The organism is Paenibacillus sp. GL_099_B (assembly GCF_057835695.1).
Map to the genome: position 1 here is coordinate 5,469,095 of NZ_CM174430.1, position 12,942 is coordinate 5,482,036.

15 protein-coding genes are annotated in these 12,942 nt (G+C 41.0%); 1 reads left to right on the forward strand and 14 read right to left on the reverse strand.

Annotation, left to right across the window (positions count from 1 at the left end; translation table 11 throughout):
• Positions 1–23: 23 nt before the first annotated feature.
• The 7 genes from AC3ITG_RS24850 to AC3ITG_RS24880 all read right to left on the reverse strand — a co-directional run bounded on the left by AC3ITG_RS24850 (position 24) and on the right by AC3ITG_RS24880 (position 7,032).
• Complete coding sequence (locus AC3ITG_RS24850; RefSeq protein ID WP_489251666.1) at positions 24–407, reverse strand: nuclear transport factor 2 family protein; 384 nt, start codon at positions 405–407, stop codon at positions 24–26.
• Between the two features lie 809 nt (positions 408–1,216).
• On the reverse strand, positions 1,217–1,684 hold the full coding sequence (locus tag AC3ITG_RS24855) for a hypothetical protein (protein WP_413373023.1): 468 nt from the start codon (positions 1,682–1,684) through the stop codon (positions 1,217–1,219).
• Between the two features lie 1,162 nt (positions 1,685–2,846).
• On the reverse strand, positions 2,847–3,374 hold the full coding sequence (locus tag AC3ITG_RS24860) for a cysteine hydrolase family protein (RefSeq protein WP_489251667.1): 528 nt from the start codon (positions 3,372–3,374) through the stop codon (positions 2,847–2,849).
• Positions 3,375–3,420: 46 nt separating this feature from the next.
• A complete protein-coding gene (locus AC3ITG_RS24865) occupies positions 3,421–3,843 on the reverse strand; it encodes a hypothetical protein (RefSeq protein ID WP_489251668.1) in 423 nt (140 codons plus the stop codon).
• Positions 3,844–3,884: 41 nt separating this feature from the next.
• A complete protein-coding gene (locus AC3ITG_RS24870; protein WP_489251669.1) occupies positions 3,885–4,430 on the reverse strand; it encodes a GrpB family protein in 546 nt (181 codons plus the stop codon).
• A gap of 48 nt (positions 4,431–4,478) precedes the next feature.
• On the reverse strand, positions 4,479–5,342 hold the full coding sequence (locus tag AC3ITG_RS24875) for a GNAT family N-acetyltransferase (RefSeq protein WP_489251670.1): 864 nt from the start codon (positions 5,340–5,342) through the stop codon (positions 4,479–4,481).
• Between the two features lie 199 nt (positions 5,343–5,541).
• A complete protein-coding gene (locus tag AC3ITG_RS24880) occupies positions 5,542–7,032 on the reverse strand; it encodes a glycoside hydrolase family 43 protein (protein WP_489251671.1) in 1,491 nt (496 codons plus the stop codon).
• Between the two features lie 177 nt (positions 7,033–7,209).
• Between AC3ITG_RS24880 and AC3ITG_RS24885 the strand changes: the two genes are divergently transcribed.
• Positions 7,210–8,112 carry an ArsR/SmtB family transcription factor gene (locus AC3ITG_RS24885; RefSeq protein ID WP_489251672.1) on the forward strand — a complete coding sequence of 301 codons (903 nt, stop codon included), beginning with the start codon at positions 7,210–7,212 and terminating at the stop codon, positions 8,110–8,112.
• Positions 8,113–8,118: 6 nt separating this feature from the next.
• Here AC3ITG_RS24885 and AC3ITG_RS24890 read toward each other — a convergent pair whose 3' ends face one another.
• From AC3ITG_RS24890 to AC3ITG_RS24920, 7 genes are all read right to left on the reverse strand, one after another.
• The gene (locus tag AC3ITG_RS24890; protein ID WP_489251673.1) at positions 8,119–8,658 is read right to left on the reverse strand and encodes a DUF6896 domain-containing protein; all 540 of its coding nucleotides are present in this window, start codon (positions 8,656–8,658) and stop codon (positions 8,119–8,121) included.
• A 272-nt stretch (positions 8,659–8,930) separates the two neighbouring features.
• Positions 8,931–9,158, reverse strand: a complete 228-nt coding sequence (locus tag AC3ITG_RS24895) for an NUDIX domain-containing protein (RefSeq protein ID WP_489251674.1) — start codon at positions 9,156–9,158, stop codon at positions 8,931–8,933.
• A 27-nt stretch (positions 9,159–9,185) separates the two neighbouring features.
• A complete protein-coding gene (locus AC3ITG_RS24900; protein WP_489251675.1) occupies positions 9,186–9,677 on the reverse strand; it encodes a GNAT family N-acetyltransferase in 492 nt (163 codons plus the stop codon).
• 56 nt (positions 9,678–9,733) lie between these two features.
• The gene (locus AC3ITG_RS24905) at positions 9,734–10,144 is read right to left on the reverse strand and encodes a DUF6157 family protein (protein ID WP_489251676.1); all 411 of its coding nucleotides are present in this window, start codon (positions 10,142–10,144) and stop codon (positions 9,734–9,736) included.
• Between the two features lie 65 nt (positions 10,145–10,209).
• On the reverse strand, positions 10,210–10,638 hold the full coding sequence (locus AC3ITG_RS24910) for a GNAT family N-acetyltransferase (protein WP_489251677.1): 429 nt from the start codon (positions 10,636–10,638) through the stop codon (positions 10,210–10,212).
• 184 nt (positions 10,639–10,822) lie between these two features.
• The gene (locus tag AC3ITG_RS24915) at positions 10,823–12,046 is read right to left on the reverse strand and encodes an amidohydrolase (protein WP_489251678.1); all 1,224 of its coding nucleotides are present in this window, start codon (positions 12,044–12,046) and stop codon (positions 10,823–10,825) included.
• 126 nt (positions 12,047–12,172) lie between these two features.
• Positions 12,173–12,874, reverse strand: a complete 702-nt coding sequence (locus AC3ITG_RS24920; RefSeq protein ID WP_489251679.1) for a DUF1361 domain-containing protein — start codon at positions 12,872–12,874, stop codon at positions 12,173–12,175.
• Between the last annotated feature and the right edge of the window lie 68 nt (positions 12,875–12,942).

Genomic DNA, 12,942 nt, shown 5'->3' on the forward strand with positions numbered 1-12,942 from the left:
AGCTTAAAAAACGTGTGGTGTATTCAACTGTAATCTTCAATCAAAGAAATTTTTCCTTCATTAATCTCGAATGTTATCTTTCCTTTTAATTGCAGCTTATCCCCACTCTTTAATGCATTAGGAAAATCCACGGCAAGAATACCTTCATAATCTATTCCTACCTCTACTTTATCATTTATAACACTGTAATTGGTAATTGTCTGGCGACGGCTAGAGAACATCGTTGACGACTGTTCTGCCAACTCCCTAAATGCTTGTATTCCTCTGGTCTCCGTTGTAGTTTCTCCATTGGAAATATTACTGAATATTATGTCATTATGTAAGAGTTCGACCATTCTTTCAATTTCAAATGAATTGTATGCTTCAAGATAATTTTCAATTATGTCCCTTATCTCTTTACTAACCATAACCGTACTCCTCTCCTTTACATAAAAGATAATACCCTTGTTTACCTGGGCAACTTATTCTCAATGTAATATTACCATATATTTCTACATTTAAAATATCACGAAAACACCAAAATTCTAAGAATTTTCTGACATACTTATGGGTAAATATCTGACCTCTTTATGGGTTAAGTCTAAAATTTTTCCAGTTGTTAAACTTATGCTTCCACTACTTGATGAGCACTTCAGTATAACCTCGGTATTTTCACTAACAAATGGATAGCAAAGTAACGATATGGTTATTGCTTATAATTATGAAACACAAAATTGTATAAGGGAGGGAGTCTGTCAGTTTCAAATCCAAGGTGAGAACAAATAAAACCGGCAAAGTACGTTCATTTCAAACTAAGCAGCGCATTCACTGTAATTCCTCACTTCTTCAACAAAAGAAAAAGAACTAACTAATGATAGTCCGTTGAAATTTTTTTGAGTTGAAGACCATTCTGACGATATGTGACAGGCATTTCACTGATTTGTAGCAGAAATAACTATCGTGTGTATTTCAATTCCCACCTATTAATTGCGCTCGGTGAAACACTCATTTGTATTAGTGACTATTCTCTGCATCTGTTTAACTAACCTGCCCGATAGCTTATATAAGGCGTCATCACTCGTTTTCTCGTCCTCTACCGTCCCTAACGGTATACAAAAAAGGATCGTCAGCATATCTGCAACGATCCTTTTTTGTCAGCCTGCTAGTTGAAAACAACATCTGACGCCGGTAAATACCGAATTCAGTTTACAGCCTAAGATTTCTATTTTATTTCGTATTAAAGCTCTTCCTTCGTATTTGCAAGTTTAACAGAAAGCAATCCTGACATGTTGCCACCGTTTTTAGTGCTGATGCTAACCCAGTGGGTACCTGTTGCCCATGGTTTTGTTCCATATTCAGACCAAGTTGCACCAGGAGCTACAGAGAATAACATTTTTTGAGTACCAGACAGAGTACTTTGAGTAACTCGGACAGTGAGGGTTTCCTTAGATGTATTTTGAACCCAAACTTTGACCCATCCATAATTTGCTTGGATATTAAAACTCTTCGTGTAGCTACTTCCGGAAATCTGTGAATTCACAATCTCATTATCAACTGCCATTGGGGTAATGATTCCTTCGCCTTGTGTAGATGCAGTAGTTGCTGATGAGTCCCCTACATTATTTGTTGGTGCTGCAGATGCAACCGTGACAGCTGCTACCAAGGATAATGCCGACAAACCTACGAACAAAGTGCTTTTCTTCATAATTAAAAACCCCTCTTATTCAAAAATATACATAAAAATAGCTTTGCAAATTTACCATAAGTTACATGTATATACAAGAATAAAATAATTCCAATTTCAAAATTTTATGGGCGGCTAGCTCAAAAACATTACAGATGATACAAAAAAGTCACTTGCTTTCGCAAGTAGCCTTTAACCGCTAAGCCTAGTAAGATGATAATAAATAGAGAGGGGTATTCTCCCAAATCAAGAGCGCCTAATCAAAGGAGAGTTTATGAAAATCTCGATGCCTTTTTTGATAAAGGTGTGCTGAATAAAGTTGCCAGCGTATATCGCAATCATGATACCGACATACCTGCCGTTATTATCCCAAAAACGGGCACTGTACAAACAAGCGGGAATTTAGAAATTAGACTGCAAACCCCTGCGGGTGGATGGTGGTTCAGTGAAATCGTCCCCCTCAGTCTGCGAGGAATTCGCGACGACCTAATACTTGTCGGACCCAGCATACTGCTCCTAACGAGCGGTATGTTGTTGTTTTTTCGTTAGAGGGACGCTTGAAGCTACTCCAATTAAAAAAGAAGTGTTATACAATTGTGAAATCATGTGCAAAAAAATACCCGAACAAAGAAGCTTGGGTTTTCTGAATCTGATGAAACTTTCTTGTATACCTTTGCGGACGGTAGAGAACAGGGGAATTATATTAGACTAATAATATCCCATTAAGCTTCATGTCCAAGGTATACAAAAAGGATCGTCAGCATTTCTGCAACGATCCCTACTGTCAGTCCGCTAGCTGGCTGTATACCCGAATTATCATAAGCCTTCTATTGGGAACTCACGGCAACTTTTGATATGGTAAAAACAAAAGAGCCGCGATCGTCGCAGCTCCCTACTCTTTTGGTGTCGTTATTCTCTTCTTTACATAGAGTAAAACATGAATTCCAGCGTATATAAACAGGACATTAAATAAATACAGAAGAGCATTCACATATACAGTGGAAAGGAACCAGATCGTATCATCAGGTTTCTTATAGTGATAATCAGTAAAGAACCGCAATGGAAAACCATACTCTGTTCGTAAAGGCCCCTCTGTATAGGCTGTTCCTGGAATAAAGATCACAGCTAACACGGCAATCCAAGCCGAAAGATTAAATATTCTTTTATTAAACGTCAATTCATCTCATCCATTCATTACATTTTCGGTATCCACCACATTCGCAAACATGCTCAGAACCGTATTGTGATGTTCTATAATCTGCTCAGCTTGAAGAATATTGGAATTCCATGTGCTGTGAGCATCACGAACCAAGGTTAGTGCATAGCCAAGGCTACTTGCTCTGCGACAAGTCGTATCCACGCATATTTCCGTCTGCATGCCAGTCAGAATAAGATCCGTCACTCCGTTTTCTTGCAATTTCAGATTAAGATCTGTTTCGTGAAACGAATCAGGGGTTTGCTTTTCAATAACAAGGTCACCAGTGATCGGCGCAATGGACGGGTGAATCGACCAACCTGCCGTTCCACGTTCAAGGGGACTCCCTGCTCCTTCACTGTGCTGAATGTAGATGACGGAGTGACCTTTTTGCCGAGCCTTGGAAATTAAATGTTGTATTCTCTGAAGCAATACGTCCCCCTGATATACGGGATCTGATTCATCGAACATGGCTACCTGAACATCGATAACAAGAAGTGCACAGTGGGTTGGCATCTTATATTCCTCCTGAAAAATAGTATTAAATCAGCAATTGTTATGACTACGTCTTGCGTTTTCGCACCGTTAACAAACCTTCCAAACCCAGATCGATCAACACAAATAGTATAGCAGCTAGAACGCCAAATAAGGTTAAAACTATCGACTCTTTAAAATTCAAAATTTCTTCTCCAGCGCCCATGAGCAAATAATAGATATACATTCCTAAGACTCCAGCACATGCGTAGCCCAGTATTCTCAAACTTAGATAAATTACATAATTTGCGAAACGAGATCTACTCAACAGATAATCCAGCAATAAAGATAAAGGTAGCCCGATCAATGTGATCAGGGGAGTCGCATATACAAGATAAACAAGAATATAAAAATCAAAGTTGTAGGATTCATTCATGGATATTATACTTGCAATTAAAGTAAAACTAATGATGGTTAGAACGGTCGTTAGCAGCTTTCTTCCAATGTTCATCTCACCACTCCCATAGGATTATTCACATGCAATAGATGTTCTTATGCGTCAGATTCTCCCGGTTGCCAACCGATTTCTTGGGACCATATATGAGCTTTCTCTAATATGCTCCACACCATCGGTCCTTTGCCTTCCACGTACTTGGGTCGCTGGTCCTTGTATAATGCCATAAGTCTGTGCTTCTCTTCCGCATATTTCAATCGATCCGCTGGATGTTCCCTCAAATAATCTCTAAAAAGCAAGTTCATCTGCTCAGAGAAACTCCCTGCTTGTCTTACGTGTACATGTGTTCTCCTGCTTCCGGGTATTTCGCGAAAATATCGCTTGGTTTTATCCGGATTATCTTCTCTGAATATGAAGCCGACCGCTTCGATTTCATGCTTGTAGTTAAGATAACCATCATAATTAGATATGGAAATTTGTATATCTATGACGGGTTTAGCATCTATTCCGACGATGGAAGTTGATCCGACATGGTCGATCCGCACAGCCTTTTCTCCCAAGGCTTCTCTTAATCTCATCCCGGTTTCGAGGAACATTTGCCTCCAGGTAGCATCATACGTTGCAATTCTCCATTGATCTTCCATGTAGTCCTCCCTTCAATTTCATTAAGTATAGTTTCTATCATCATTTCTCTACACGACTCTATAAACCAAGTGAGATGCTTCCTCTCCTGAAAGAAAACCTAATTTGGTATATAAATAGTCAGCCTTATTTCCTATAGTAACGAACAAACGAATGGTTGGAGAGAAGTCTTCCAGAAGAGAAATCGCCTTGTATAACATATATCTTCCCAAACCCTGATTACTATAGCCCGGCTTAACCGATATATCATACACAAGAGGCATATCCTCCCACATCGAAATCAAACAAAATCCAACGACCTCGTTCGTCTTTTTATCTACTAAAACCGATGATGCATTCAATAGCTCATCCTGGCGGTTATGTTCAAAATAATAACTCACGTCATTCCGATATGTATCCAGATTTCCTTCATCCATTCCCCCAAGATATGATTCGTTCATGACTTGAACAATGCTTGGCAAATGCTCCAATTGGGGTTTGATAGAAATATAATCAGGATGGAGGTCATTTTCAATCTTCTCTGTAGGTCTAACCATACATTTTCTTGTGTTTAAAACTTCGAAACCCGCTGACTTCAACACATCAATATGTTCAGCCAGAACATTGTAAGCATCTACCTTTGACTGACCCCCTGAATTTTGAATGGCATAATTCTTTAAGAAATGAACCAGATCTACAGTCAACGTGGACGGAGGAATCATAAAGAAAGATCCAAGTTCATTACTTGTCAAAGAAATCCCGCCCACTCGTTGATTGTCTTGATAGATCCAATAACAATCACTTGCGTCTAGCATCATTTCTTGAAGAGATGCCCAGCTCGGTCTAAACCAGATATTCTTTCTATACGTCGCAAAGTACTTGGCATAGCTAGTTTGATTCGCAACGACTAAAGAATATGAAGTACTATCATTCATCGCCTTTTCCCCTCTCTACTACAGCTTATTCCTGGGTGGTAATCCGAATATGGTGTACTATGTATTCTATTCTCTCAGCATACAACTCGTTATTTGCTTGCGGCATATAATACATAAACACGCGCTATTACACTTTTGTTTGAGAAATCACGAGAATTCAAAAAAAAGAGAAGGAACAAAAGTCCCTCCCCTTACCTTTTCAAATATAATCACATTTAAATTTAGAAAACTCAGCTACAGAACCTTCGCCACTCGCGTATAGACCAATGAGCACCCCTGTAAAGCCCCCGGCAACTTCTGAGGAAAGGTATTTCGTCTGTGCTGTACCTAAGAGGATGTCCTTGCCATCTGCATGAATAAGGAAGCTGTAGCGTTCATGGCTTGCCTGTATAACCAATGTGGCATGATGATCACTTCCCAGTTCAACTTCATTTTCGACTGATTTGATATCCCCAATATTCAGACGCTCAATTACCTTATACTCGCTCTGCTCTTTGCGAATAGCCAAGTCATAATGGTGCTGTTCATCCATATAGATGGTGATGCCTGCCTCTCCATTCGTAAGACTAACGTCAACGGAGATGGTCGCGCCAAAGTCTTTTTGACGTAGGCCAATGAATGTCGGGGATGCTGGAACATCCAGTGTCACTTCGGTTCCTTTTAACTTTATGTTGCCTTGCTCTAACAAGTAATTTTCTGTATTGGGATGACGAAGATAACACCAGTCCAGATTCCAATCCGTGTTCTCAAACGTATAGCTTTTCTTCTCTTGTTGAATGACTGTGTCGGAAATACGATCAGTGTCAAAACTTATAAGAGTCGTACCTTTATGTCCTGCCGTAAACCAGCCTTCCTCGTCGAAGGTAACTGGCGTAAGGAATACTTCCCGGCCCAGATGATGATAAGTAAGCCATTGTCCACTCTGACGGAATCCCAAATGCAAGATCCACCAATTGCCTTCCTCGTCCTGAATCAGGTCGCCATGGCCAACCCCCTGCAGTTCATAACCTCCCAAATTACGGTTGGTCAGAACAGGATTCTTGGCATAGGGCTCGAAAGGACCGGAAGGAGAATCTCCCCGCGCATACGTGACCATATGACCGTATTCGGTTCCGCCTTCAGATGCCATGAGGTAATAGTATCCATTGATTTTATACAAATGTGGGCTTTCCAGATAACGTCCGCCTGATCCTTGCCATACTGAACGGCTCGGGGTCTTTTTGCCACCTGTTTCAATGTCAATTTCACACTGAACGATTCCCCCAATCCCTTCATCGTCGGTACCATTGCTCATAAAGAAGGCCTTACCGTCTTCAAAATACAAATCCGGATCGATTCCCCCTTGATCCACAATAATCGGTTCTGACCACTCCCCGTATATATCGTCAGTCCATATGTAGAAATTCTGACGCGTGGTGTCGTTCGTCGTGGTCATATAGAATCGCCCGTTGTTGTATCGAATTGTTGGGGCGAAGACACCTCCCGAGCTGCTCACCGTCTCTAGGCGAATCTGGCTTTTTCGGGTTAAACAATGACCGATTTGGGTCCAATTCAATAAATCTTTGCTTTCAAAAAGCGGGACACCCGGAAAGTATTGAAAGGAACTGCACACCAAATAATAAGTGTCATCCACCTTGCAGATGCTTGGATCTGGATAGAACCCTTTAATGACGGGATTATTGTATTTCATTTGAGCCACCTCTTTTTCCATAATTCATATATTTAAGAATCCAACTTCATAAGCAGATAAAAAAATTAAACACTATCGCAAACATACTTTCAATGCATTAGAGTTGAAGAGTCATGTTAAATCCATTAAATTAATATATATATGATTTCAATAGATCTGGTTAGGAGATTGTTAAAGGTGATCAAAGCGAACGGAGATCCAAAATTCATACCGTTATACGAAGCCCTGGCAAGCGAGGTTAGATGGAGGATCATGGATTTGATTGCAGATAGCGAAATGAATGTGAAGGATATTGCGGCTGCGTTAGAACTTAGCCCCTCCATCGTCACGATGCATATACGAAAGCTTGAGCAAGCCGGACTGATCGATAGCCGTAGGAAACGCCTAAATGGAGGCACGCACAAATTGTGTTTCCTCAAACAAAATAACATCGAGATTGAACTACCATCCCCCAGCCGGACAGCAAGGGTTAGAGAGCAGACAATTTCTGTGGGGCACTATACTGCATTTGAAGTTCATCCTACCTGCGGTCTTGGCACGCACGAGAAAGAAATTGGAGTCTGGGACGACCCACGCTACTTTCTTGATCCCGAGCGGGTTCACGCTGCCATCCTCTGGTTCGGAAGGGGTTATGTAGAATATAAAACGCCTAACTATTTACTTCCCGATGAAACTGCTAGCGCCATTGAAATTTCAGTGGAAATGGCCTCAGAAGCCCCGGGTTTACGAGATCATTGGCCATCGGATATCCGATTTACGTTTAACGGCATTTCGCTTGGAACCTGGACAAGCCCCGCTGACTTCGGAAGAGCAGCTCGAGGTAAATATACGCCGACATGGTGGCATCGCAATGTAAATCAATATGGATTATTAAAGACGATTCGTGTTGATGACTCGGGTACGTATATGGATGGAGAGCGGATGTCGGACGTGACTATAGAGGATATCAAACTGGAGGAACCATTTTGGACACTTCGTTTCACAGTTGACGAGGAGGGGGCTAACGTCGGGGGATTAACACTCTATGGTTCCGGGTTCGGCAATCATGACCAGGATATTGTCATACGCGTACAACGTTAAACTTCTTTATGTGGTAACGAATAATCCCGTTCTTCTCTTCAAACGCATTCCCTTATTTGAATGAACGGGATACTGCTTTATGCAGTTAAGAAGCCTTCTATATTCAACCCCATGAACATGAATAAGCACATTCTGGGCTGCCAACCTTTCGAAAAAATCCAACATATCCCCAAATGGATTTTCAAAATAAACGATCAGGTGTTCAAAATTTGCAGTGGATTTCAAAAAGTTATAAAAAAAATAAGGGTCCATGTTTCCCACATCATCTTTACTGCCAAGAGAAACCTCCAACGTTTGGCCTGTTTCTGCATTCTCGAACATGCAATGCTCTCCATGAACATCGAAATGCCAGTTTCCACTCAAATACTCTTCACCGTTTAATACTTCTTCATTGGAAAGCAAGTAGTACGCTCCATTGATAATCTCTTCCTTTTCAGCCTGGCTAGTTTCCGAGATCAATTTGTCGATCAGTTCTTGTGCAATTCTTTTGTACGTATCCATCGCTTCCAATAATGTATCCGATGTTTCTTTGGTTAAAGCGTGCATCTCTTACCTCCAGCCTTCTTTTCACCATTTATTAGTTCTTATATGCCTTACCATAGACCCATTTTCCAGTTCTTTTTCCAATAACAAATCCAGCAATCCATCAGGTACCAGCTTTACATCATCCATTGTTGTTGAAAAATAAGTGATTGGTTTCCAACATGCCTTATAGCGGATAGAACCTTCTAATCCAACAAATTCTTCCTGAGTGTATTGAGATTTATCTATAAATGATGCTTCATAGATAAAATCAATTTCATGACCTAATTCATCTTCTATTCCAAAATATTTTCAATAACGGAAATTAATCGAGGCTCTTCGATCTCTTGATCCAACTCTTCTTTGAGCTCCCTGATCAGAGTTTTCTTACTGTTCTCACCGAACTCTATCGTTCCACCAATAGGTCTGTAGAAAGTAGTTGAAATATCCGGGAAGTTAATTTCCTGAACCAAAATGCGATCTTCTTTCCTCAAAATAGCTAGTGAGACAGAACGAATTTTCATTTTTTTCTCCTTAACCTATGTTTGTTTTTATTCCTTCATACTAAATGTCTGAATATACTTTCTGGTATCATCTCTGAATGTTTCCGTATAATGATCATCTGTGAAATTTTTTAATACCTTTCGCCAGAACGCTATTGCAGGAGTGTTACTCTCCATCTGGGCGAGTGCCCAATCTGCCTTGTATAACTCAAATGTCTGCATCGCAGCAGCATATCCAACTCCACTTCTTCTAAACTTCTTTAGGATCATAAAATCATAGATCACATGTGTAGGATCTGGATCGGTATCTAAATTTTCAAGGAGTACAATCACAAAGCCAGCTATAATGCCAGAAATCTTAATGAAATATGGCCTCCATCTGTCATCACCTTCCCAAATAAAGTCAATATTCACATCGTACTTGCCTTCTTTGTTTATATCCTGGCTTGTAAATTCGCTGAAATCATAATGGTACAGTTGATATAGATTCGATAACATATTTTTCTCTGCAAACTTCACTGGAATAAGGTCTACTATCATAATGCCTCCCTAAAGTTCTCTTTTAATTTCTCACTACTAATTGTTAAACAATAGAGCTATTGACGGTTCGAACGCATCGCCTTTACATGTTTTAAACTGCTGTCATTTAAGAACTCTTTATATTCTTCGGATTCAACAGCGTAGATCGCTACTTTCCCTTGTGAATTATGATGAATACCCCAACCGTAACGCTTACCCAAGGAAGAAGTGTGAAGACAGGGTTGTCCCTTGGAGAAAAACTTGGTTCTTTCTATGGATCTTTGTTCATCGGGAATATCATTGCGCTGCGCGAACACTTCAAACATGACATCCTCTTGCGTATATTGATAAGGATGGTTTGTTATCATTTCATACTGTAGAGCTGGAACGGTCTTGGAGCCATTTTTGGTTTTGGGGATCTCTGCCACTTTAACAGGACAGTCTTCTGCAACTGCAACAAAAGTTTCATAATAGTTCTTGTCTTTCATCTATATATCCTCCCATCTATTCAGAAAAATATGGATATGAATATACAATCAAGTTTGAGCTCGTTTTATAAATATTTCTTAAAAGCCTTGCTGGATTCCCCATCGTACCCTAACTTCGTGTAGAAGCCGTGTGCTTCGTACCTGGATGAACCGCTGGTGAGAAACACCTTTATACAATTTTTCTGTATGCATACATCCTCTATATACTTCATAAGTTCAGATCCATGACCCTTGCTCTGCACATGCTCCGTAATGATAACCCGCTCAACCACGCCAAACGGTCTATTTTCCACTAATGTGTCCAGACAAATATGTAAATGCGCAGTCCCAATAACCTGATCACCGACTTCGTAAACAAATAAGAAACTATTGGGATTATTCCTTACTTCTTCAATCCGCTCTGCCAGTACCTTCGTATTCAGGTTGTTTGGTAATAATTCTTTGTACAACCTTTCAATAACCTCGACATCCCTAGCTTCAGCCTCTCTGATCATCAGGTACCACTCCTCAACTTAAATAGTAAATTAAATGACAACTACGTCCATCATAACCTAAAAAGTGGTATATGCGAACAGTTCCTTCCTCTTTTCTCACCTGCTGATTAGCAGTTCTTTCCTTACAGATCCAGAACAAAAAACCACGGTTTCCCGTGGTCCATCCATTCCATTATATTCTATCCTACACCGACCCACTTACCAGTCTTCCTTCAAACCATACCGCTTGACGCGCAGACCTTCTGGCAACCGCCTTTGCCGAGCAGCTTGCTTCTACCAGTACAAAACTAGCTGTGTCCCCTACCTTCGGCCATACCTGTTGTCCCTCTGAATCCAGTGGAGTGATGCCACTTGTGACAAATGCAAGAGACTGAGCCAAGGAGCGCTCATCGTTATACCCGTACAGTTCGGCGAAGCGGCCCGCTTTCTCCAGTTGATCTCCATTGCCAAACGGAGACCAATGATCAGTCAAACTATCAGTCGCCAGCTTCACGTTCACCCCATGTTGATGGAGCATCGGAAGTGGCATCATCATTTTACCGATAGGCACGGTCGAAGCAACGCTCATACCAAGGGAGGCCATTCGCTTGGCCATATCTTCCGTTTCTTGCTGCTCCGCACGGGCGAACCAGAACGCATGGCTTACGGTAACTTTACCCTGAAGTCCCGCTTCTTCGGTCAGATCAGCCAATTGCAGCAACGTTTGTTTACCCGGTTCTCCAGAATCATGCAAATGAATATCGATGCCTGCCTGATACTGAACAGCCAGTTCGACCATTACATTTAGCGATTTCTCAATATGCTCGTCCACAGTGTGAGGATCAAGTCCACCTACATGAGTGGCCCCTTCCGCCATGGATTGACGCATGAGTTCAACCGAATTAGAGCGGAGAAGTCCATGCTGCGGGAAAGCGACGATTTCAGAGGATATTTTGCCCGAAAATGTCTCCAAAGCCTGCTTTGTCGCTTCAAGCCGTTTCAACCCGCTGACCGGTTCAATATTGCAATGACTGCGCACATGGGTAGACCCATATCCCTGAATCAGGCTCAGAATGCTCTCCGCCTGACGCTTCGCATCGGGTAATAGCTTGGGCAGCAACACTTTCTCTTCTTCGATACGTTCGAAAATACTGGAGATGCGTCGAACCGCTTTCCATGGTGCATCATAATACGTTTTATCCAAATGAATATGGGCTTCCTCGAAAGAAGGCAACAGCAGCAATCCTTTACCATCAACCTTTGGCAACTGGCTTGTTAATTCCGTATCCCCACCCACGATGGCTGCAATGACTCCATCTTCAATCCGCAGATGACCAAGGCTCGTCCGGGTGCCGGTTACCTGCCCGTCTTCCATTACATAACTTTGCTCCAATGATACGTTGGTTAACCAGTATTCCTGCTTCAACATAGTCACTCCCTCTTTCCACTCGGTCTATCTAGCATCGAGTACCGATTCATCTTCTGTGGTCAATGGTACCATAGGACTTTATTCAGCAAAAATAGTTAAAACGTTGGTGTTCCATACGATTATCGTCTAGATATTATTGGACTTCCCCATTAGTATACGAAGTGTAATATATCCCAAAACTTGAATCACAAATATCATAGCCACAAATTCAACCAGAATGCTGTTGCCTGCACTTAAATCAGTCATGATATCCTTCAAAATGAGGCCAGGCTGCTTCAAGACATCCCAACTATTCCACCGATTAAATCTCCCGATGTATACCCCTAGACTGCTCAGAAGTAAAACAACGCCTACAACTACCATACCGCTAAATGGGTTTAATCGTTTATTTAACAATTTGTGAATTTGATGTATCGAGCAAATGGACAGAAGTAAACCCAGTATGGCTAAGACAAATGTTAGGCTGAGGCTATACCAAAAATCAATATTAACCCAGAATTTAGTTTCCCCTTGAGGATCAAAGTATCTGAATGCATGCAAAATTTCTGTGAAAAGATATGCCGAATTCGGTAGAAAGAACAGCCAGCATGCACACATCACCCCGATTAGTGCGATGCTCGTTCTTGTAAGTTTCCTATTGCTTACATAACTAATCGTTGATGAAATGATGAATGGAACCCATGCTAAAAAAATGTCCCACGTTAAAAATTGATACATGTTCGTGTTTGATTTGGTACGTAAGTAAACAGCAACAAGTAGACAACCTATAGTAGCAACGATTAAAACACTACTCATTTTTAAATAAATTGTATTTTTAATATTGTTCATTTCTTCGCTTCGATTTCCCTTTCCTTCATGGTATGCCTGAGCAATCCCGATCACCTGATCATTGATTT